Source organism: Aeromonas sp. s12, from assembly GCF_040907925.1.
GTDB lineage: Bacteria > Pseudomonadota > Gammaproteobacteria > Enterobacterales > Aeromonadaceae > Aeromonas > Aeromonas veronii.
The window spans coordinates 52,096-74,863 of record NZ_JBFOCT010000011.1; the positions used below are offsets into that span (position 1 = coordinate 52,096).

18 protein-coding genes are annotated in these 22,768 nt (G+C 58.5%); 11 read left to right on the forward strand and 7 right to left on the reverse strand.

Annotated elements, in window-relative coordinates:
- Positions 1-62 precede the first annotated feature (62 nt).
- Positions 63-509 (forward strand): HIT domain-containing protein, encoded by a 447-nt coding sequence (locus AB5Y67_RS04185; protein ID WP_199428626.1) that lies wholly within the window; start codon positions 63-65, stop codon positions 507-509.
- Between the two features lie 89 nt (positions 510-598).
- Positions 599-1,297: a DUF3334 family protein gene (locus AB5Y67_RS04190; protein WP_005339098.1), complete on the forward strand. Its 699-nt coding sequence runs from the start codon at positions 599-601 to the stop codon at positions 1,295-1,297.
- Between the two features lie 67 nt (positions 1,298-1,364).
- Here the strand turns inward: AB5Y67_RS04190 and AB5Y67_RS04195 are convergent, their stop codons facing one another.
- Complete coding sequence (locus AB5Y67_RS04195) at positions 1,365-2,351, reverse strand: DUF2860 family protein (RefSeq protein WP_199428625.1); 987 nt, start codon at positions 2,349-2,351, stop codon at positions 1,365-1,367.
- 206 nt (positions 2,352-2,557) lie between these two features.
- Between AB5Y67_RS04195 and arcB the strand changes: the two genes are divergently transcribed.
- From arcB to AB5Y67_RS04225, 6 genes are all read left to right on the forward strand, one after another.
- Positions 2,558-4,870, forward strand: coding sequence for an aerobic respiration two-component sensor histidine kinase ArcB (arcB, locus tag AB5Y67_RS04200; RefSeq protein WP_199428624.1), 2,313 nt, complete (start codon positions 2,558-2,560; stop codon positions 4,868-4,870).
- 51 nt (positions 4,871-4,921) lie between these two features.
- Entirely contained in the window at positions 4,922-6,286 is a 1,365-nt protein-coding gene (dgt, locus tag AB5Y67_RS04205) for a dGTPase (RefSeq protein WP_199428623.1), read from the forward strand.
- A 315-nt stretch (positions 6,287-6,601) separates the two neighbouring features.
- Positions 6,602-6,805, forward strand: coding sequence for a hypothetical protein (locus AB5Y67_RS04210; RefSeq protein WP_199415545.1), 204 nt, complete (start codon positions 6,602-6,604; stop codon positions 6,803-6,805).
- 223 nt (positions 6,806-7,028) lie between these two features.
- Positions 7,029-11,270 carry a transporter substrate-binding domain-containing protein gene (locus AB5Y67_RS04215; protein ID WP_199428622.1) on the forward strand — a complete coding sequence of 1,414 codons (4,242 nt, stop codon included), beginning with the start codon at positions 7,029-7,031 and terminating at the stop codon, positions 11,268-11,270.
- Positions 11,251-12,462, forward strand: coding sequence for an EAL domain-containing protein (locus AB5Y67_RS04220; RefSeq protein ID WP_199415547.1), 1,212 nt, complete (start codon positions 11,251-11,253; stop codon positions 12,460-12,462). The genes AB5Y67_RS04215 and AB5Y67_RS04220 overlap by 20 nt, the downstream gene beginning before the upstream one ends.
- A 39-nt stretch (positions 12,463-12,501) precedes the next feature.
- Positions 12,502-14,478, forward strand: a complete 1,977-nt coding sequence (locus AB5Y67_RS04225) for a methyl-accepting chemotaxis protein (RefSeq protein ID WP_199415548.1) — start codon at positions 12,502-12,504, stop codon at positions 14,476-14,478.
- A gap of 59 nt (positions 14,479-14,537) precedes the next feature.
- Here the strand turns inward: AB5Y67_RS04225 and rfaH are convergent, their stop codons facing one another.
- From rfaH to metN, 4 genes are all read right to left on the reverse strand, one after another.
- Entirely contained in the window at positions 14,538-15,038 is a 501-nt protein-coding gene (gene rfaH / locus AB5Y67_RS04230; RefSeq protein ID WP_005339074.1) for a transcription/translation regulatory transformer protein RfaH, read from the reverse strand.
- A 96-nt stretch (positions 15,039-15,134) separates the two neighbouring features.
- Complete coding sequence (gene metQ, locus AB5Y67_RS04235; protein WP_005339072.1) at positions 15,135-15,935, reverse strand: methionine ABC transporter substrate-binding lipoprotein MetQ; 801 nt, start codon at positions 15,933-15,935, stop codon at positions 15,135-15,137.
- A 25-nt stretch (positions 15,936-15,960) separates the two neighbouring features.
- Positions 15,961-16,614 (reverse strand): methionine ABC transporter permease, encoded by a 654-nt coding sequence (locus AB5Y67_RS04240; protein ID WP_005339070.1) that lies wholly within the window; start codon positions 16,612-16,614, stop codon positions 15,961-15,963.
- The gene (gene metN, locus AB5Y67_RS04245; RefSeq protein ID WP_005341087.1) at positions 16,595-17,638 is read right to left on the reverse strand and encodes a methionine ABC transporter ATP-binding protein MetN; all 1,044 of its coding nucleotides are present in this window, start codon (positions 17,636-17,638) and stop codon (positions 16,595-16,597) included. Before metN ends, AB5Y67_RS04240 begins: the two co-directional genes overlap by 20 nt.
- A gap of 505 nt (positions 17,639-18,143) precedes the next feature.
- Between metN and AB5Y67_RS04250 the strand changes: the two genes are divergently transcribed.
- A complete protein-coding gene (locus AB5Y67_RS04250) occupies positions 18,144-18,599 on the forward strand; it encodes a hypothetical protein (RefSeq protein WP_325793965.1) in 456 nt (151 codons plus the stop codon).
- Positions 18,600-18,703: 104 nt separating this feature from the next.
- On the opposite strand, the gene ppgK is transcribed toward AB5Y67_RS04250, so the two are convergent.
- Entirely contained in the window at positions 18,704-19,444 is a 741-nt protein-coding gene (ppgK, locus tag AB5Y67_RS04255; RefSeq protein WP_005339062.1) for a polyphosphate--glucose phosphotransferase, read from the reverse strand.
- 111 nt (positions 19,445-19,555) lie between these two features.
- Positions 19,556-20,710 (reverse strand): tRNA epoxyqueuosine(34) reductase QueG, encoded by a 1,155-nt coding sequence (gene queG / locus AB5Y67_RS04260; RefSeq protein WP_047436159.1) that lies wholly within the window; start codon positions 20,708-20,710, stop codon positions 19,556-19,558.
- 60 nt (positions 20,711-20,770) lie between these two features.
- Between queG and AB5Y67_RS04265 the strand changes: the two genes are divergently transcribed.
- Positions 20,771-22,282 (forward strand): NAD(P)H-hydrate dehydratase, encoded by a 1,512-nt coding sequence (locus AB5Y67_RS04265; RefSeq protein ID WP_199427958.1) that lies wholly within the window; start codon positions 20,771-20,773, stop codon positions 22,280-22,282.
- A 10-nt stretch (positions 22,283-22,292) separates the two neighbouring features.
- A complete protein-coding gene (gene tsaE / locus AB5Y67_RS04270; RefSeq protein ID WP_005339056.1) occupies positions 22,293-22,766 on the forward strand; it encodes a tRNA (adenosine(37)-N6)-threonylcarbamoyltransferase complex ATPase subunit type 1 TsaE in 474 nt (157 codons plus the stop codon).
- Positions 22,767-22,768: the final 2 nt, after the last annotated feature.

Genomic DNA, 22,768 nt, shown 5'->3' on the forward strand with positions numbered 1-22,768 from the left:
GTTGCAGTAACGTGGACACTCCTTTTTCAGGCGCTCTGTTCATCGTACTCAACGAGGTTTTCATGTTTGAATTGCATTCACGCCTGCAGGCAGATACCCGGTGGCTCGGGGATCTGCCCCTCAGCCGTGTCTTGCTGGCCAAAGACAGCCAGTATCCCTGGCTGATCCTGGTACCGCGAGTAGCCAACTTGCGGGAAATTCACCATCTGGCTCCGGAGCAGCAGCAACAGCTGATGCAGGAGTCCTGCGCTGTCGCCAACCTGATGGAACAGGCCCTCAGCCCGGATAAGATCAACATCGGCGCGCTCGGCAATCTGGTGCCGCAACTCCATCTTCACCATGTAGCCCGCTTTGCGACGGATCGCGCCTGGCCCGGCCCCATCTGGGGGGCTCATCCGGTCTTGCCTTATGAGCCACAAGTTTTGGCCCAGCAGGCCGATATATGGCGTGCCCGGCTCGCCAAGCTGAGCGGTTTCATCCCTGTGGCTGCTGATAACGGAGTCAACTGAGAGGCGTGTCGCTATTTCAGTCTCCGGGCCGCGCCATCTGTTAGAGTTATGGTATAGATAAGCCCATTTTCGATGTTCAGGAAGGTCCCATGATAGTGACAAGATCCGATGACGATGCCGTATTGACCACAGAGGATGTGCTGCTCAGCCTGTGCAACTCGGTGACGGACGTTTTGAGTGCCGCGACCATGAGTCAGGTGCGGTTTTCCGGCATGGTGCAGCGGATCAGCAAGACCTGCCTCAAGCCGGATATCGGCTGCTTCGTGCTGTTCGATGGCGGTTTTTCCGGTCTGGTGGTGATCAACTTCTCCGCCGCCGCCGCCATGGAGCTGTACGAGAGCTACATGCTGAGCATGGGGCTCTCCAAGGAGGATCTCGCCATCTCCCACACCTCTGACGAGGTGAGCAACGTGATGGGTGAGCTGATGAACCAGATCGTCGGCAGCTTTACCGTCAAGGTGGGCCGGGATCTGCAGACCCACATCACCCAGAACCAACCGAAGATGCTGGCGCTCAACAAGCAGGTGATGCTGAGCGTCGATACCAATCTCGACAGCCCGGAGTCCCGCCGCGTCACCTTCTTCACCGCCCGCAACAACATCTTCTATCTGGAGCTGGCGATGGACAAAACCGAGTTCATTCGCATCCACAATGAGGGGATGGAGCATGAAGAGCTGGATCCCGATGCGCTGATCGCCCAGGCCAAGCAGGATGCCGCCAAGCCGGCTCAGGCTGCGGCCCCGGTTGCCAACGATCACGACGATCTGCTCGACTCTCTGGGTATTTGAGGCAAATGCCGGATAGCAACAAGGCCACCTTCGGGTGGCCTTGTTGTATCGGTGCGCACAACTGTTGTTAGAAGTTGTAGAGCAGGCCGGTGTTGAACATTACGGATTCAGAATCGTAGAAGTTGATGTCGGAATCGGACTTGGCATAGCCAGCGGTAAAGGTTGCGGAGAGCGGCGCAATACCGAACAGGCGGTGCCAGAAGAAGGTACCGGTCAGGGCAAACTCGTCGGAGTCGGCGTTTTGGCCAAAGATCGGGTTGGCCTCATCATATTTGGTCTGGCCCAGATAGGCGTTGCTGACGAAAGACCACTGGGAAGCGCGCATGCCGTAGGTCAACTGGAGGCCGTTGCTCTTGTAGCTTTGGGCGCTGCCATCCAGATCGGCTTGGCGGTAGATAAAGGCTGGCTCCAGCATCTGACCGGGTGCCAGCTGCCATTTGTAGGAGAGGTCGAGGGCGTGGATCTTGCCGTTGCGATCCAGTTTGGCGGCAGTATCGGCGCCGTACTGGCTGCCGCTACGCTCCTCATCCACCTCGATGTTGCGGGTGGTCAGGCTGCCATTGAAGTTGCTCCCCCAGATGCTGTCCCAGGCGAAGCGAACCCCTTTTGACTTGATATCGGTCGACTGGCGATCAACGCCTACGGCGAAGGGATCGCTCCACTGCTCGGTCGGCATGGCATTAAAGACCACGGAGCCAGCTACGATGCCCTTGTCGCTCATCTCCTGACGGATACCGAGCTGCTGGGTGAAGTCGAAACGGATGGCATCCTGGATCAGGTTACCGAGGAAGACCTGGGTGCGGGTATCGGCAAAGGTGTAGCGGATATCGGCGTTGAGCAGCGGGGCAACGGCGGAGCTGCTCTCGGCACTGCCCAGTCCGCTCAGGCGGCGGTTTTCATCATCACCACTATAAAAATTCGATTCGTAATTGATGACATTGACCCCGCCAAGCAGGAAACCGGACCAGCCAGACTCCTTGGGAATTTCGCCCAAATCAGCATAAGCACTATTTGCGACCAGCAGGCCCAGGCCCAGCAAGGTGGTATTGCGCATCGGATAACTCCTAAATTAAATGGTGGTGAATTTTTTCGGCCGGTGAGTATAAAGAAAAAACCTTAATGGCAACTGACTCAATATTGCCAATTATCCTAACCCACTCATTTCATTCGGCGAATCGTTAATTAATTGTGCGAGATTAAGAAGAGTTCACTCGGTTGTGCTGGTATTCTGTACCGCGAATATCGGGGGAAAACAATAAGATGAAACAGATTAAATCCTGGGCGCAATATTATGTCGATCTGATGACCAAGCTGGGACTGGTGCGCTTTAGCATGTTCCTGGCGGCGGGCATTATCGTGCTGGCGGTCGCCATCCAGATGGGGGTGACCCTGTTCCTGCGCGGCAATATCGATGTGATCGACTTCGTTCGCTCGGTCTTCTTTGGCCTGCTGGTGACTCCCTGGGCGGTCTATTTTCTCTCCATCGTGGTGGATCAGCTGGAGGATTCCCGTCAGCGACTGAGCCGGATGGTGCGCAAGCTGCAAGATATGCGCGAGCGGGATCTGGAGCTCAATACCCAGCTGCAGGAGAATATCAGCCGCCTCAACGCCCAGATTGCCGAGACCAACCGGGCCGAGAGCCTGCGTCTGCAGGCCATCGAGGATCTCGAGAACGAGGTGTTCCAGCGGGAGAAAGCCCAGCTCCATCTGGGGGAGCGCACCGCGCTGCTGCGCTCCTTTATCGACTGCTCCCCGGATCTGGTCTACTACCGCAACGAGGATGAGCAGTTCTCCGGCTGCAACCGCGCCATGGAAGAGCTGACCGGCAAGGTGGAGGCCGAGCTGATCGGTCTGACCCCGTTCGATGTCTACAAGCAGGAGATCGCCAACAAGGTGGTGGAGACCGACAAGCAGGTCTTTGCCAGCAACGAGCCGCTCACCTACGAGCAGTGGCTGGAGTATCCTGATGGCCGCAAGGCCTACTTCGAGCTGCGCAAGGTGCCCTTCTTCGACCGCTTCGGCAAGCGACTCGGCTTGCTCGGTTTTGGCCGCGATATCACCGAGCGCAAGCAGTATCAGGACAAGCTGGAGAAGGCGAGCCGCGACAAGACCACCTTCATCTCCACCATCAGCCACGAGCTGCGTACTCCGCTCAACGGCATCGTGGGCTTAAGCCGGATGCTGATGGATACCCCCCTCGATCCCAAGCAGCATCAGCAGCTCAAGACCATTCACCTGAGTGCGGTAACCCTTGGCAATATCTTCAACGACATCATCGACTTGGACAAACTGGATCGCCGTCGTCTCGAAATTGCACCGACCCGCATCGATCTGCCCGCCTTCCTCGATGAGCTGGAGACCCTGTCGCGCATTCAGGCGGAGCAGAAGGGGCTCTATCTCCATTTCGATCGCGATGGCGACATGCCGCAATTCGTGATGGCTGACGGTACCCGCCTGCGTCAGGTGCTGTGGAATCTGGTGGGCAACGCGGTCAAGTTTACCGATGAGGGGGGCGTCACCGTGCGTTGCCTATCCCATCCCGCCGACGAGCCGGGCAAGCTGGCCCTGCACTTCGAGGTGGAGGATACCGGTATCGGTATCCCGCGCGCTCAGCAGGAGAAGATCTTCGCCATGTACTATCAGGTGCAGGGCAAGAAGCACGCCACCGGCACCGGCATTGGCCTCGCGGTCTCCCGTCAGCTGGTGCAGGCGATGGGCGGCCAGCTCTATGTGGACAGCGATCCGGGCGAAGGTTCCTGCTTTACCGCCGAGCTGGAGGTAGCTTGCGCCGAGCCTGTGTTGCCAGAGCAGGAGGAGGAGATGCCCTCCCTCGATATCCTGCTGGTGGAGGATGTGGAGCTTAACGTGACGGTGGCCTGCGCCCTGCTGGGCAAGCTGGGTCATCAGGTGCAGGTGGCACGGGACGGCACCCAGGCGTTGGCGATGGCCAACCCGGATGATTTCGACCTCATTTTGCTCGATATCCAGCTGCCGGACATGACCGGCTTCGATGTGGCGAAAAACCTGCTGGAGCGTTATGGCGACAGCCTGCCACCCATGGTGGCGCTCACCGCCAACTCCACCGGCGATCGCCAGTACTACCGGGATCACGGCATGCAGGATGTCATTAACAAGCCGCTTGGCTCCAAAGCGGTGCGGGAGGTGATTGGTCACCTGTTTGCCGATCTGGCCGAGGATGAAGCGGACGAGCAGGCGGATGCGGGCAATCAGGATGCCCTGCTGGATATCCCCTTCCTCACCGATTACGCCGATACCGTGGGAAAGCAGGTGCTGCTCTCCAGCGTTGATCTGTTCGAGAAGATGATGCCGGACTACATGGCGGTGCTCGACTCCAACATGATTGCCAAGGATCAAGCTGGGGTGGTGGAAGAGGCACACAAGATAAAAGGAGCGGCAGGCTCCATTGGCCTGCGTCGACTGCAGCAGACGGCCCAGCTGATCCAGAGCCCGGATCACCCCGCCTGGTGGGAAAACGTGGAAGACTGGATTGAGACGCTGCGCCGCGAATATCCCGGCGATATCGCCCGTCTGCGGCGCTGGTTGCTGTCTTGAGGCTGGAGGTTGTCTTGAGTCTGATGGAAGTTGCTGGCAAGGAGCTGCGAGATGTATAGCCGTTTGATTACCCCTGCACGCATCCACCCCTGGGGGGATGAGGAGCTGCTGGAGGCGACCGAGCAGGATCGCGCCCGTATCGTGCAGGCGGCGCCGGTACGCCGGTTGCAGCAGAAGACCCAGGTCTTTCCGCTCGATGTGAAGGCCTCGGTGCGCAGCCGCCTCACCCACTCGCTGGAGGTGCAGGAGACCGGTCGCCAGATCAGCCGCCGCATTCTGGCCGCCTTGCCTGCCGGGATGGTCTGTGAAGGGGCTTTTATCAATCTGGTGGAGATGTCTTGCCTCTTGCACGATGTGGGCAACCCGCCGTTCGGCCACTTCGGTGAGCAAGTGATGAGCCAGTGGCTCGGCGAGATGCTCGATCCCCTCTATCAGCAGGCGCTGGCGCAACCACCTTCGGCCCAGTGGGCGGAATTGCGTCAGGACCTGCAACTGTTTGATGGCAACGCCCAGAGTCTGCGGCTGGTGCACAGCCTACACGAGCTCAACCTGACGCTCGGGCAGCTGGCGGCACTCTGCAAATACCCGCAGCAGCCGCAACCCGGTGTGAGTTACGGCCAGCATCATGGCTGGAGCAGCAAGCGGGGCATCTTCTTTAGCGAGCAGCCGCTCTACCGTGCCCTCGGCCAGAGTCTGGGATTGGCCCCAGGCTGTCGTCATCCGCTGGTCTACATCATGGAGGCGGCCGATGATATCTCCTACTGCATCGCCGATCTGGAAGATGCGGTAGATCGGCGGATCCTGACTCAGGGTGAACTGCTGGCGGCACTGCGGGCCGCTGACCAGAGTGACTACATGGGCACCTTGCTGGATGAGGCGCTGGCTTCTGGTCGGGGCTTTTTCCCCCATTTTCGCCAGCAGCTGACCCGGGATCTGGTTACGCTGGCGGCGCAGAGCTATGTCAGCGAACATCAGGCCATTTTGCAGGGCTCCTATCCGCAAGCACTGCTGCATGGTCAGGCGCCGGCGGCGCGGGTGCTAGATATCCTCAAACGGGTGGCCCGCGAGCTGGTCTTTATGCGCCCCGAGGTGGAAGCGCTCGAGCTGGAGGGGTATGCGGCGCTGCGCGGGGTGCTGACCAGTTATGCCTGTCTATTGGCGCTGCCAGCGCCACAGTTTGCTCGCCTGCTGGCCGGGGAGGGGAGTCAGGCGCTGTTCTTTGCGCGCCGCCTCTATCACCGTCTCTCGGCCCGCCATCTCAAGGCCTATCGATTGGCGATCGCCACCCCGGATCCGCGCTTTGCCTGCCAGAACGAGCAGGAGTGGTATTACCGGGTGCGGCTGCTGCTCGATTATGTCAGCGGCATGACGGATACCTACGTGCTGGAGGAGTACCGGCTACTCTCGGGGATCTGATGCCCCAAGCTCCCCTTCGGGCAGCATAAAATGCCGTAAAAACGTTTAAAAAGGAGTCGCAAGAGGCTTGTTTTAAATTCGGATATTTTTTAGACTTCTGCAACCTGTTCAACTTTTATCCTGTAAGGACACGAAAATGCAACATCTGATGCTCAATATTGCATTCTCTCGCGGCACTGCGTGCGGCGTGAAATCTCGTGCTCTTTTACCGCGTGGCGTAAACAGGTAACCCCTGTCTTTTTATCACCCGCGGTTCGTCCCGCAGGGTGATATCCACTTTCTCCGGGAGAACCGCATGTTCAACTGGAGAATGTCATGTCTATCGAACTGGTTTTACTGCGCAGTGTTGAATCCCTGGTCCAGAGAAGGATTGCCAAGGTCGAGCGTCGTCTCGTGCAGGTCAATCTGTCACCCGCCCTGCTCAGGGATATCGGGCTGGAAGGATATCAGGGTCAAATCGCCCTCGTTCGCGAGCGGGAGTATCAAACCGGCTTCCGCCTCGGGAATCGAATAACCTGATCGCGAGGGGGAGAATAAGATCCCCCTCGCTGTTGAAATGGCAGGCTGCATGCCTGCCATTTTTCCATCTTATGGTTGATTCCAGGTTCACATGTTGGTGACTCAGTATTATCCTCTCCGCCCTCTTTGTAACAGTTGCGATTGTTTTCTCGCCTTGCGTCGTCAGGATCTGCAAGATTAGAGGTGGCAGCCCTATCTGTTTTACTCATCAGGACAAGACCTTATGCCACTCCTTCGTCAGCTTTTTCTTCCCATTTTGCTGTTGTTTTCAGGCATGTTGGCTGTTGCGGCTCCCCAGCCGCAAGATGAGAGCACAAGTAACGAAATCTCCGCACAAAAGGAGCTGCTGGTCGGGGTACCCCGTGGTGGTTATCCCCCTTTCATCTATCAACTCCCCAACCAGCGTTATGCCGGTCCACTCAAGGAGTTGGCCTCGCGCATTGCAGCCGAAATGGGCGTGTCCCTGCGCTATATCTCCTACAACTCCTACGTAGATGCCCAGATTGCTCTCCAAGGCGGCCAGATCGATGCATTAATCGGAGTCGAACGTAATGCTCTTGAGCTGAAGGGGATAAACCATATCGGCAGTATCGGTTCATTTGCCCGCTCCATTTTAATGCATACTCCGGATCAGCAATTGACCCTGGAGCAGGCGCGCAAGTTACGCTGGGTCTGTATTCGCGGGTTTGGCAGTTGTAATGAATTGGCTCGTTTGGGGATCTCTGATGTAACTGAGCTGGAGAGCCGCACTGAGGCGACCTATATGGTCAAGCTGGGCGCTGTCGATGCATATCTTGAGTTGGGTCCAATTGTTACCCTTAAGATGGAGAGAATGCCAGCATCAATGGGGGTTGTCGCTCCTGGGTGGCTTTCTGGCAGCACGCTGACGATGGCGACCAGCTCCCGCCAGCCAGAACTGAGTGAGAAGCTTTGGCAGGCATATCAACGGATACCCGTTGCAGACTCACGACTAAGGTTGCATCAGGAAGATGAGCGCGCCAACGCTGGTCTGTTGTTGGAACCAGATGAGGCTAGTTGGCTGAAGCAGAGAAACAAGGTGATCAAGTTCGCCGTTGCCCCCGGATTTGCCGGCATCAGCGAAATCGATGACGAAGGTGAATTGCATGGCTATACGGCAGACCTGATGAAGTTATTGAGTCTGCGCTCCGGAATCCGCTTTGAGCTGGTGTCGACAAATACCTGGCAGGAGTCACTTAAACTGCTGAAACAGCATAAAGTGGACCTTATTCCCTTGATGACACCGCTCAAGGATCGTCAGTCCTTTGCCTCTTTTACCTCCTCCTATCTGAAGTTCGACAGCTATGTCGTAGCCAGACACGGTGCTCGTCCGCTGAAGTCGTTGGTCGAGCTGAAAGGGCGTCTGATTGGTGGTGTGACGGGCTCTTACGAAGCCTCTCTCATTCACGCGCTGGGCGCCAATATTATCGAAGTAGGCAAAGATGCCGATTTACTGACCTTGCTTGATACTGGGCGAGCCGAATATGTGCTGTTGACCATGACCAATCTGGGACAGCAGGCGATGAAGGGTTTCAATGATAAGTATCAGGTAGTGCTGAGTTCCCCCGAATTTTCCGTACCTATCAGTATGGCCGTCGATAATGCTCAGCCCGAGTTGCTCCACATCATGGACAAGTTGTTGCTGACCATAACGGATGAGGAGTGGCAACTGCTGGAACGACGCTGGCTCAATGTGTCGGTCAATATCGAGTCTGATTACACCCTGATTTACAAATGGTTGGCCATAGGGGGGGGCGCCTTGCTCGTCAGCGGTTTGCTGGTGATGTTCTGGGCTCGCAGTTTGCGTCGCCAGATTGCGCAGCGCAAAATCGCAGAGGACAAGCTGAACGAACAGTTGCTGTTTGTGCAGACCTTGCTCAACTCACTGCCAACCATGGTGGCGCTACGTGATAGCGAGCAGCGGATCACCTTGTGCAATCAGGCCTACCGCGATGCTTTCCTTGGTGCTGGCAGTAGCAGTGAGGAGCTGCAAAACATGCCAGAGACTCTCAGAAACAGTGTGTTGGAAGAAGAGCGTTTGGTGTGGCAGACCGGACAGGATCTGGAGGGTGCAGGCAGTAACCTGCGAGCTGATGGTACGCCCTGCCATGTTATCTATGCCAAACGCCCTTATCGCGATCCCGATGGCAATATGCTGGGGGTGTTGACAGTATTGACCGATGTCAGCCGGATCAAGGAGGCGGAGGAGCGCGCCCGTCAGGCTGAAAATCGCCTTACCCAGATTACCGACAGCATGCCTGGGGTGGTCTATCAGTATTTGTGGCAAGGACCCGGCAAGGGGCGGTTTTTGTATGCTTCTCAGGGGGCCAGCGAGATCCTCGGGGCTTCCCGGCAGGAGCTGTTCAATGCCGAATCGGGTGGTGAGGTGTTCGGCTTTACCGAAGAGGCGCTGCAGGATTTTGTCAGTAAGGTGGCCAATCATGCCGAGACTCTGGCTCCCCTCGACCTGGAGGTCAAGGTGGAGCGACCTGATGGAGATCGCTATCTGCAAGTGCGTGGCAACTTTGTCAGACAGGAGCAGCAGGCACTGATCCTTAACGGGGTGATTCAGGACATCACTGCCCTCAAGCAACAGGAATATGAGCTGCGCGAAGCTCGCGCCTATGCCGAGCAGGCGATGCAGGCTCGCAGCCGCTTTTTGGCAACCATGAGCCATGAACTACGAACACCCATCTCAGGCATGCATGGCATGCTCGAATTGCTGCAAATGAGCGAGCTTAACGACGACCAGCGTTTTATGGTGCGCAATGTGGTCACCTCGACCAATAACCTGCTCTATCTGGTCAATGACATCCTCGATTTCTCCAAGATAGAAGCGGGTCAGTTGCAGTTGAATTACCAGAGCAGCCGGTTGCAAACGGTGATCTGCGATGCCATTCGTGGCCATGCGACACTGGCTCATAACAAGGGGCTCCACGTGGTGCTGGAGTGGGAGCATCATGTGCCGGATTGGGCCGACATCGATGGGGTGCGTATTGGTCAGGTCATCTCCAACCTGCTCAACAATGCGGTGAAGTTTACCGAACAAGGGGGGATTACTATCCAGGTCAGCTACCTGAGCGAGCAACTGACCATCAGTGTCAGTGACACCGGTATCGGGATCGCCGAAGAGAAGCAGGCGCTGCTGTTCACGCCTTTTGAGCAGGTGGAGTCAGATATCAACCGTCGTTTTGGTGGCACCGGCTTGGGGTTGGCAATCTGTGAGCAGCTGGTATGCAAAATGGGGGGGGCACTGACACTGACCAGCAAGGCAGGGGAGGGCTCCAGCTTCCGCTTTACCGTGCCGCTAACCAATCCGCAGTGGGATCCCCCTGCTTTGGCTGACACAGAATGGTGGTTTTTCAGCGATGACACCAATCTCGAAGCGGCCATGGTACGGCAGGGGGCCAAGCTCAGGTACTTGGGGGCCAGTGAGCTCAGTCGCTCACTGGAAGGGTTGCTGTTGGCCGATCAACGGTGGCTTGAGCAAGCGCTTGGGGGGGAATGGCAAAGCTGGCTGCAACACTCTGCGCTGAAGGGGATCATAGCGTCACCCGATGAGGCGTTACGGGGTCGGATTGGTGAACAGAAATGGTGGCGCCTGGGTCTATCTCCTCTCTATCCGGATCTTCTGCTGGAGAGCTGCCACGAATTGCTACAGGAGCGGGTCACACCAATTCTCCCTGCGCTTGCAGAGAAGCTGGGTGGCAAAGTATTGGTGGCCGATGATCATCCGGTCAATCGTGCCTTGCTGGCACGGCAGTTAGCCATTCTTGGTATCGAGGCTCAGGTTGTGGAAGATGGCGAGAAGGCTCTGCGGGCCTGGCAGGGACAGCAATTCTCTCTGCTGCTGACTGATTGCCATATGCCGGTGATGGATGGTTATGCCCTGACCAAGGCGCTGCGGGCTGCGGGAGTGACGGCCCCCATCATAGGGGTAACGGCAGATACGTCGGAAGAGGCGAGTGCTCGTATGGTAGAGGCAGGCATGAGTGACATGTTACTGAAGCCCTACCCGCTGGATATCTTGCGCCAGATGCTGGCCCATTGGCTGGCAGAGAAGACGCCAACCAGAAGCGCGGTTGCGCCCGTTGGTGGGGTGACTGGCATGCAGGCTGAACGCTGGTTGGCGTTGTTTGGTGACGAGCTGACCGCGCGAGCCATGGCGGTGGAGTATCTCGATTCCAACCGGCAGGATGGCGAGGCCATGATGGCTGCGCTGATTTGTCATGATGCCAGCGCTTTGGTAGAGACCGCCCACCGGATCAAGGGGGCTGCCCGAATGGTCGGGTTGGAGGAGCTTGCCAGCCAGGCCGCCATACTGGAATCGGCAGCGCGATTGAAGCGGCTCGACGAGCTCGACGATCTGGTCAGCACTGTGCAGAGGTTGATGACGGCGATTGCCCACGACATTGGATTATGGCTCGATGATAAAAGCACAACATGAGTTGGTCATCATGGTCGTGGAAGACCATGGATTTCAGCGCAAGGCGCTGCTGCACCAGATCCGCAGCCTGGGTTACCAGAATCTGCTGGAAGCGGTTGATGGTGTCGAGGCGTTGGCGCTTAGCCAGCAACACAACGTCGATATCCTGTTTTGTGATCTGCGAATGCCCGGAATGGATGGCATGGCGCTGTTGAGCCGCCTGTCGCTGGGTGGTTTTCAGGGCGGCATTATCCTCTCCAGTGCGCTTGAGGGGGATGTGGTGGAAGCCGTATTGCGTATGAGTGCCGCTTATGGCTTGCAGGTGCTCGGTCGCATAGATAAACCCTCAACGCCGCAGCAGCTCCAGCGGCTTATCCAGGCTTGGTCACCCCGGCAGGAACCCGTCAGGGAGGAAGAGGGGCACAGAATAGGGCTCGATGAGTTGCGTCGAGCGATCGAGCAAGATCAACTGCTGCCCTGGTATCAGCCCAAGGTGAGTTTTGCATCCGGCGAATGGGTCGGGATGGAGGCGTTGGCCCGCTGGCAACACCCCGAGTTTGGCCTGATCCCCCCCGGGCGTTTTATTTCACTGGCGGAGAGCAGCGGGCTTATCGATCCGTTGACCGAGGTGATCATCAGCAAATCTCTGAGTGATGGTCATTTATGGGAGGAAACCGGGTTGTCACTCAATCTGTCGATGAACCTCTCCACCACCTCACTCATTGAAGGGGATCTTTGCAACTTATTGATTGATCAGTGCAAGCGCTGGAGTATCAATCCGGAACTTATCACTCTGGAGGTGACCGAGAGCGCATTCGTGCAGGATCTGGGCAAGTCTCTGGAGGTGCTGACCCGGCTGAGGATGCACGGTTTTGGCCTCTCCATCGATGATTTTGGTACCGGCTACTCCTCGATGCGGCAGCTGGCACTGTTGCCGTTCACCGAACTCAAGCTGGATCGCTCCTTTGTCGATCGCTGCCATGCCGATCCGTCACGTTTGGCTATCATCGAGTCCAGTATCGAGTTAGCCCGCAAGCTGGGGCTGAAGTCGGTGGCGGAAGGGGTAGAAGATGAGGCGACCTGGCGAGTGCTGGCCCAACTCGGTTGCGACCTTTGTCAGGGATTTTTCTCTGCCCGCCCGATGCCGCGCAGTGAATTGGCTAATTGGCACCGGACTTGGCAAGATAGATTGCCTACACTGATATCTATCTGATTCTGTTGGCTGGATCCCTCCGTTTGAACAAGGATGTTCATGAAAATCTCAAGCAAGTTGCTGCTCAGCTTCGGTTTTATCAACCTGCTGATCCTGCTCTCCTCCACGCTGGTCTATTACCGGCTGACCCAGATCAATCAGGCCCAACACACCCTGCTGGAGCAGGCGCTGCCCGCCCTGCAGCGGGATGAAACGAGCCAGAAGGCGCTGGTTGCCACCGTTTCCGCCTTGCGTGGCTATCTTATCCTCGGCAAGGATCCGGCTCAGGCCTCCCGCCTCAAGCAGGAGTGGGAGTCGGCCTGGCAGGCCATCGCCCATCAGGCGTTCAGTCCGGCGCTCGCCAAGTCTCTTGAGACCTTCAAAAGCCATCAGGATAAGGTGTGGACCATAGCCCAGAGTGAAGAGAATCTGCCCGCTCATACCCAGATGCTGCAGGAGGCGGGGCCGCTGGCGGAGGCGGCGCTCGATCAACTGCAATCTTTTGCCAATGAGGAGGTGGCGACCCCGCAGGATCAACTCTCTGGCGATCGCCGTATGTTGCTCAAACAGGTGGGAGATGCCTACAACAGCCTCGCCAACGCCCTCTCTGCCCTGCGGGATTTTCTTATCTCAGGCGATCCCGAATACCGCAGCAAATATCAGGATTACTACCAGTTTCACCAGCAGCGGGTGGCTGAGGTTAAACAGCAAGCCGCGCTCTTTACCGACACCCAGCAGAGCCTCTGGCAGCTGTTTGAAGAGATGGCGACCCCCTTCTCCGAGCTGGTGGGGCAGGTGATCGAGAAGCGCCAGGCGCCGGATTGGGATCAGGCAAACTACCTGATGGCCACCGACATCGAGCCGATGCAGTCCAGCCTCAGCGAGCAGCTGGTCCAGCAGGTGGAGAAAACCCGCGCCGAGGTGGAGCTGATTTCGGCGCAGATGACCGGAGCCGGGAGGGCTATCAACCAGACACTGCTGTTGGCTACCGGCAGCGCCATCGTGCTTGGCATGGTGGTCGCATGGCTCTTTAGTCACCGTCTGACCCGTGACATTACCTGTCTGGTGACCCGGGCGGGGCAGGTTGCGGATGGCCGGCTGGCGGCCGAGCCCTTGCCAATCACAGGGCAGGATGAGTTGGGAGAATTGACCGGTTCCATCAACCGGATGTCTGCCCAGTTACATCATCTGGTCGGGGAGTTGCAGGGGGCTGTGGGGCAGGTCGAGGTGGCCTGTCTCGATGTGGGCAGCACTACCAGAGCCATAGTGGCGGATCTGACGGAGCAGGATCAGCGGGTCGATGCGGTGGCGGCGGCTATCGATCAGATGTCGGTTAGCGCCCGTGATGTGGCTGGTAACATTGCCAGTGTGGCGGATGGTGCCCATCAGGTGCGGCAGCAGACCCGTCAGGGAGAGGCCGCGCTGGCACGAATGAGCGATACCATGCAGCAGATTGCCGCCATGATTGGACAGGCCAACGAAGCCATGAGGCTGCTGGAGCATCAGAGTGAACAGGTGGGGCAGATCACCGAGGTGATCGCCACTATAGCCGAGCAGACCAATCTGCTGGCACTCAATGCGGCGATAGAAGCGGCGCGGGCAGGCGAGCAGGGGCGTGGTTTTGCTGTGGTGGCCGATGAGGTTCGCCAGCTGGCAACCCGCACCCATCAATCCACCGCCGAGATCAGCCAGACTATTGCGGCCATCTCCCAGCAGACTCGCCAGACGGTGAGCACCGTCAGCAGCGGTACCCGGTTGGTAGAGCAAGGGCGGGATGCAGTCGGATTGGTGACCGATACCCTTAGTGCCATGAACCAGCTGGTGCAGTCGCTGTCGGGCCAGCTGGAGGCCATTTCTGTGGCAACCGAGCAGCAGTCGCGGGTGGCCGCCGAGGTATCCGGGACGGTCGACGACATTGCCGCGCTCAGTCGGCAATCCTGTCAGCGCAGTCAGCAGGGGGAGGAGATCGTAGCCAGACTGGCTGGTGATACCGGCAAGCTGAAGGCGGTCATCGCCCGCTTTGATCTTGATGCATGAGATGGCGGGATCATCCCGCCATTGCTATTGCCATTTACCGAGCCGTCTGGCCCGTGGGTTTAGTCCAGACGTCTGAAGGTGTGGTTGTCGAAGCTGCTGGTAGTCTCCCGGTTGAGCAGGCTGACCAGCAAAATCGCCCGTTTCTCTCCATCCGGCTCCATATAGATGGCTTCGAAGCCGGCAAGTGGCCCCTCTTCAATCAGCACCTTGTCGCCCGAGCAGGGCAGGCTGGCGTAGCTGGCTCTCGCCTCGTCGCTGTCATCGCGGCTCATCAGCTGATAGACCAGCTTGCTGCTGATGGGGGTCCATTCACTGCCAAAGTGGATGATTCTGCTGATGCCGCGGGTTGATTTCAGGGTGACCGGTGTCACCTCTTCCAAATCAACGAAGATAAACAGATAGTTGGGGAACATGGGTTCCCGTACCGGAACTCGCTTACCCCGGCGCAGCTTCTCGATCTCCACCATGGGGTAATAGGATTCGATACCCTGGGCATCGAGGTGGGCGCGGGCGCGGGCCTCTTCTTTTGGCTTGCAGTAGGCCAGATACCATTTTTTCATGTTATGAGTATGTTCGTGTTGCCGTGCTCGCGGATATGATAGCGGCGCCAATAAAAAAGGCCACGCATTGCGTGGCCTTTTTTGCCGAGTGAGCAATTACCAACCTTTTACCAGGCCACCTTTGAACAGCTCGAGACCTTTCTTGTAAACATCATCGGTCTGGAAAGCTTGTACGAACTGTTTGACCTTCTCGTCATCCTTGTTGTTGTCGCGGGCGACGATCAGGTTGACGTAGGGGGACTCTTTGTCCTCAACAAACAGGCCGTTCTCGGTCGGGGTCAGACCAATCTGACCGGCGAAGGTGTTGTTGATGATGGCCAAGTCCACGTCTTCCAGCGAGCGCGGCAGTTGGGCTGCTTCCAGTTCCACAATCTTGAAGTTACGCGGGTTGCTGGCGATATCCAGCACGGTGGCTTCCAGACCGGCGCCATCCTTCAGGGTGATCAGACCCTGTTTGGCCAGCAGGATCAGGGAGCGGCCCAGGTTGGTCGGATCGTTCGGTACCGCGATCTGGGCGCCATCTTGCAGCTCGCTCAGCGCCTTGATCTTCTTGGAGTAACCGGCAATCGGGTAGACGAAGGTGTTGCCAACCGGCACCAGCTTGAAGCCGCGATCACGCACCTGCGCATCCAGATAGGGTTTGTGCTGGAAGGCGTTGACGTCGATGCTGCCATCGTTCAGCGCCACGTTCGGGGTGACGTAGTCGGAGAAGTTGACCACCTCGACTGTCAGACCGTATTTCTCTTTGGCTACCTTGGCAGCCACTTCAACCAGTTCGGTCTCGGGGCCGGCAATGGCGCCCACTTTCAGAACCTTGCTCTCTTCTTTTTGACCGCAACCGGCTAGAACCAGACCAGCCAGCAGGGCAGCCGCAACGGATTTGATGCCAAATTTCATAAAACCTCCTGTCAGAAATCGACGATTAACGATGATCACATTTGTTGACCAGGCGCTCACCCGCGCTCTGGATAAGTTGAACCAGTACTACCAGGATAACCACGGTCACCAGCATGACGGTCGGGTCAAAGCGCTGATAACCATAACGAATACCCACATCCCCCAGACCACCGCCACCGATGGCCCCGGCCATGGCCGAGTAGTTCACCAGAGTGACGAGGGTAATGGTGACGCTGTTGAGGATGCCGGGCAGAGCCTCGGGCAGCAGCACCTTGGTGATGATTTGCAGCGGCTTGGCGCCCATCGCCTTGGCCGCTTCCAGCAGGCCGTCCGGCACTTCCATCAGGGCCCCTTCCACCAGACGGGCAATGAAAGGGATGCAGCCGACAGTCAGCGGCACGATGGCGGCGATGGTGCCGATACTGGTGCCGACAATCAGCCGGGTTAGCGGAATGATGGCGACCAGCAGGATGATAAAGGGCACCGAGCGACCCACGTTGACCACCATACCCAGAGTACGGTTGAGCAAGGGGTTGGCCAGGATCTGGCCCGCCTTGGTCACATGCAGTGCCACGCCGAGCGGCAGACCCAGCAGGCAGCCGAACAGGGCGGAGGCAAACACCATGATCAGGGTGTCGCCCAGGGCCGTGATGAGCAGATTAATCATGGCTTCGGACATAACCCATTACCTCCAGCTGAATGTGGTTGTCGATAAGGAACTGCTGGGTAGCCTCGCACTGGGCTTCATCCCCGAACAGCTCGGCCAGCAGGAAACCGAATTTGACGCCACCTGCGTATTCGATGTCTGCGCTCAGTATGCTGATGTCGATGTTGAAACGGCGGCTCGCCTCGGAAATCAGCGGCGTATCAACCGTGCTGCCGGTAAAGCCGAGCTTCACCAGCGGGTAGCTGCCCGGCACCCGCTCCGCACTCATCCGATCCTGATACTCCTGCGGTACCTCCAGATGGATGGTGGAGTGGATGAAGTCACGGGCCAGCTGGGTTTTGGCATTACTGAAGAACCAGGCCACTTCGCCCTGTTCGATCAGACGGCCGTCGCTGATGATGGCCACTTCGTCACAGATCCCCTTCACCACATCCATCTCGTGGGTAATGAGCAGGATGGTGAGCCCCAGCTTGACGTTGATCTCCTTGAGCAGGGTCAGGATCGAGCGGGTGGTCTGCGGGTCGAGGGCCGAGGTGGCCTCGTCACACAGCAGTACCTTGGGGGCCGGTGCCAGTGCGCGGGCAATGGCGACGCGCTGTTTCTGACCGCCGGAAAGCTCGGACGGATAGGCCTGAGCACGGGCTTCCAGCCCGACCAGCGCCAGCAGTTCGGCAACCCGTTGCTGGATCTTCTCTTTGCTCCAGCCTGCCAGCTCCAGCGGAAAGGCGATGTTGGCAAACACGGTGCGGGAGGCAAGCAGGTTGAAGTGCTGGAAAATCATCCCGATCTGGCGGCGAGCCTGGGTCAGATCCCGTTCGCTCAGGGCGACCAGATCCTGGCCATCAACGATGACTTGACCCTCTGTCGGGCGCTCCAGCAGGTTGACACAACGAATGAGGGTACTCTTGCCGGCACCGGAGGCACCGATCACCCCGAAAATTTTGCCTTGGGGTACATGCAGACTCACATCACGCAGGGCGTGCACGGCGTCACTGCCTGTACCGTAGACTTTGTTGAGACCGATCAACTTAATCATGGATTCTTCCGTGCTAACAGCCTTAAAGCACAGGGCGCTACAGGCGGGGAAATTGGGCAGAGGTTCCACTGGGTTACTCTGTCATCATGGAGGATGATGCTAAGATGTCTGGATGGCCATGTCAACGCATGTTTTTACGTCTAGACGTCTAAAAAAGTGATAAGGATTTCTGTCAGGCGGATAACGATCAGGATGGTATTGTTGCTCTTCCAGATCCTGTTTCGTCCCTGCGGCAGATAACCGAATTAAAGATGGTTTATATCGGGTAAATGCTGGTTTTATTAGTGTGTCAGCCCGTTTCTGTTCACATCTGCTGTCGAGCCTGATGCTCCTCCATCGTTACACAAATTGCTGCACAAATCGTTCCCTATTCGTGACCGGATCACCTGATCGCCACTTTGTCGGCGTCAACCTTGATGCAGCGCAAGGGGGGCTCGGATAGGGATTGGGTCGGTGGCGCCGGTTTTTTATACTGATGATGTCGACAAGCATGGAGGGCAGTGCGATGAGATTCCAACAGATCAAAGAGTTGCTGCACTATCTTGAGCAGGTTCATCACCAGCTCGGACTCTGTTACGGGCGTTTGACCAGTCAGGTGGACAGCGAACGCAGCCGGATGTTGCTGGTCTATCTGCAAGGGCGTGAGGATGCGGCCAGTGCCCATCTGCACGAATATGCCGCTCAACTGGGAGAGGCGGTCAGGGAGACCTGGCTGAACCAGAGTTTCAGCGAGGATATGCTGCCTGCCATTACCCGCTTCGAGCTGCCGGCATCAGTCCAGACTCAGGATATCGTCACTCAGGTATGCCGCTGGGAAGATCAGCTGGTGGGCGAGCTGAGTCATCTGGCCCGGGAGTGCCCGACACCGGCCACCACCGCCTTGCTCGAGAATCTGGCCAGGCTGGAGCAGACCCGCCTGACCCGACTGGTGCACGGAGTGCACCGACTCGACGACATGTAGCGGGTGATAAGCGCCAAACTCGCAAGATGACGGCCAAACAAAAGGGCCCGGCAGCAGTGCCGGGCCCTTTCCATTGGTATCTGCTGACTTGCAGTGAGCGTCGGTCAGCCCTGCTGCTCGGCCGCGTAGAGGGCGGCCCCGATAATGCCCGCCTGATTGAGGCTGGCCGCCGGAATCAGCGGCGCCCGGGTCTCGATGCGATCGACAAACTTATCCAGCTTGGCTGCGCTGCCGCCCCCCAGAATGAAGAGGTCGGGGGAGAAGAGAAACTCGAGGCGCGCCAGATACTTGTTGAAACGCTTGCCCCAGCGGTTCCAGGAGAGATCTTCCCGTTTGCGCGCCGCATCGGAGCAGTAGTGCTCGGCGACCATTCCTTCCAACATCAGATGGCCCAGCTCGGTGTTGGGCAGCAGATGGCCGTTGACGAAGATGGCGGTGCCGATACCGGTACCGACCGTGATGAGGATGATGACCCCCTTGCGATCCTTGCCGGCGCCAAAGCGCATCTCGGCCAGACCGGCTGCATCGGCATCATTCAGCACATAGCAGGGCTTGCCGGTGACATCGGCAAACAGATGCTCGGCATCGGTTTCGATCCAGCTCTTGTCGATGTTGGCGGCACTCTTGGCAACCCCGTTGTGGATGGTGGCAGGAAAACCGCAGCCCACCGGTCCTTTCCAGTCGAAGTGTTCGACCAGCGCCTTGAGGGTATGGGCGATGGCGGCCGGGGTGGCCGGTTGCGGTGTGGCAATGCGATGGCGCTCGCCAATCAATTCGCCGGTTTTGGTATCGACCAGACAGCCCTTGATCCCTGAGCCTCCAATATCCACTCCCAACATATGCATCTGTGTTGTCCTTGTTGTGTGCCGACCAGTTTGCAGTGACCATGCTGTTATGGGCACTGCAGGTCGGCAGAGCATGAAAAAAGTGCTGCAATCCGGCAAGGGGCAGATCACTTATGCGTGATCCGACAAACCTTTTTCGATGCAGCGGATCAGCAAACGGGTCTTCTTGTTCTCTTCATCCTGACGCCGGGCAAGGGTGGTCAGCGCCCATTCGATATGTTCGGCCACCATGGGCTCGGCGGTGGTCAGCCCCAGTTGCAGGGCGGCTATCACCTCGGGGGTCGCCGGGCCATTGCCAAGGGCGACCGCCAGATTGCGGCGCCAGCGTTGGTAGCCGATGCGGCGGATCGGGCTCCCCTCGGTCTGCTTGAGAAAATCGCTCTCGCTCCAGCACCACAGCGCCAGCAGGGGCGGGCGGTGCAGGCTGGGGCGGGGGCTAAAATCGGGTTCCGGGCTGGCATCTGCGTAGCGGTTCCAGGGGCAGATAAGCTGGCAGTCGTCGCAGCCGTAGATGCGGTTGCCCATCAGGGGCCGGAACTCTTCCGGAATAGGGCCATCATTCTCGATGGTGAGATAGGAGATGCAGCGGCGGCCATCCACCACATAGGGGGCGACAATGGCGCCGGTCGGGCAGATGTTGATGCAGGCGACACACTTGCCGCACTGCTCCTTCTCCACTGGCTGGTCGAGCGGCAGCGGCAGGTTGAGCAACAGCTCACCGAGAAAGAAGAAGGAGCCAGCCGATTCGTTGAGCAGCAGTGAGTGTTTGCCAACCCAGCCGAGGCCCGCCTTGGCCGCCAGTGGCCGCTCGAGGATGGGGGCGGAGTCAACGAAGGGGCGCCACTCACCCAAGGTCTCTTCAGTGCCTTGAAACAGCTCGGCGCAGCGCGCTTCGATGCGATCACCCAGCTGTTTGAGCCGGTTGCGCAGCACCTTGTGGTAGTCACGGCCGAGAGCATAGCGGCTGATGTAGCCGAGGGTCGGATCGCGCAGGGTAGCGGCGAAGCCCGCCTCGAATGGCAGGTAGTTCATCCGCACCGACAACACCCGCACCGTGCCCGGCAGCAGCTCGTGGGGGCGCGCGCGCATCATGCCGTGGCGCGCCATGTAATCCATGCTGCCGTGATAGCCCGCATCCAGCCAGGCCTGCAATCTCGGCTCTTCGATACGCAGGTCGGTGTCGGTGATGCCCGCCTGGTCAAATCCTAGCTCCCGTGCCCAGAGCTTGATATCGTGGGCCAGCTGGTGGAAGTCAGGTGCGCTCATGCGGCTTGGCCTGGCCGGAGTTTGCTGGCGTGGGTCGATTGATAAGAGGCGGGAGCCGTCATGGTAGAGATCATCAGGGGCGCGTTGGGCACAAAAGAGGGGGGCAGTTTACCACAGGGGCTGTGGCAGACTGAACAGATCCGCGCACTGGAGCGCAACTGGGCCGCGCGTGAGGGGCAACCTATCTATGCCCTGATGGAGCGAGCCGGTGCTGCGCTGCGCACCTATGCCACCCTGCATTGGCCCGACAGTCGCTGCTGGTGGATCTTCGTCGGCCCCGGTAATAACGGCGGTGATGGCTATGTGCTGGCCCGCCTTGCCCGCCAGATTGGCATCGAGGTGGTGGTGATTGCCGCCAGAGCACCCGACCAGCTGAAGGGGGATGCCAGACGGGCCGCCGATGAGTGGCTGGCGGCCGGTGGCCGGGTCTGGCTGGCCGAGCAGTTTGATGGGGACCAGCACTCCGCCCCGGATCTGGTGGTCGATGCCCTGCTTGGCACCGGCGTCAACACGCCCCTCTCGCCACTACTGACAAAGATCGTCGCAACAATCAATGGCTTGGCTGTGCCCGTGCTGGCGGTGGATCTCCCCTCCGGCCTCAACGGCGATACCGGCCGTGCCATGGGGGCCGTGGTGCAGGCCACTCGCACCCTCACCTTTATCGGTATCAAGCAGGGGATGCTCACCGGCGACGGGGTGGATTGTGTCGGCCAGCTCGACTGTGATCCCCTTGGCGTCACGCCTGATGACACTATGCTGCCCGCCGCCTGGCGTATCGATTATCCACTGCTCTGCACGCAGCTGACCCCGCGCCCGCGCGCTTCCCACAAGGGCTCTTATGGCAAGGTACTGCTGGTGGGGGGCAATCGCGGCATGCAGGGAGCCATCGTGCTGGCTGCCCGCGCCTGCCTGCGGGCGGGGGCCGGGCTGGTGCGGGTATGTCAGCATCCAGAACATCCGCCGGTCAGCCTCTATCAACCCGAACTGATGAGTCTCACTACCGCTGATGACGAGGGGTGGGCGTCGGTGCGGGTCATCGGCCCCGGGCTCGGTCAGGATGAGTGGGGAAGCGCGCAAATCGCCCGTTATCTCACCGAACGGCTGCCACTGGTTTTGGACGCCGATGGATTGAATTGGCTGGCGCAATCTCCCCGCCATCAGGATAATTGGGTGCTCACGCCCCATCCCGGCGAAGCAGCGCGCCTGCTGGGATGCTCCATTGCCGAGATTGAAACCGACCGGTTTGCCGCCGTGCAGGCGCTGCAGCGGCGCTATGGCGGAGTGGTGTTGTTAAAAGGGGCGGGAACACTTATTTATGACGGCGAGCGGGTCGCTCTCTGTTGTGAAGGCAATCCCGGCATGGCAAGTGGCGGCATGGGCGATCTGTTATCTGGTATAATCGCCGCCCTTTTGGCCCAGGGCTGGTCTGCCACCATGGCAAGCTGGCTGGGCGCCGTGATCCACGGCGAGGCTGCAGATCAGGTCGCCGCTGACGGCGAGCGGGGCATGCTGGCGTCAGATCTGCTGCCGCTGATCCGCAAACTGGTTAATCCCGACACCATTACTAGTTAAAAAGAAGAACATGGCAAAACAGTTGATGATGACACTGCCGGACGAGGCAGCAACCGTGGCACTGGGTGGCCGTCTGGCACAGGCCTGCCAGCAGGCGACCACAGTGTTTTTGCATGGCACGCTTGGCGCCGGTAAAACCACCCTGACCCGCGGCTGGGTGCAGGGCCTTGGCCATCAGGGCAAGGTAAAAAGCCCGACTTACACCCTGGTCGAACCCTATGAGCTCGATGGCTGGCAGGTCTACCATTTTGATCTCTATCGCCTGGCTGATCCGGAAGAGCTGGAATTCATGGGCATTCGGGACTATTTTGCCGCCAACACACTCTGTCTGGTGGAGTGGTCCGAGAAGGGCGAGGGCTGGTTACCGGCTCCCGACCTGGAAATTACCCTCACCTATGTAGGCGAGCAGCGCGAGGTTCTGATAGAGGCTCGCACTGCTATTGGCGAAGCCATTCTGGAACGGTTGTCATCTACGTGCGCTTGATC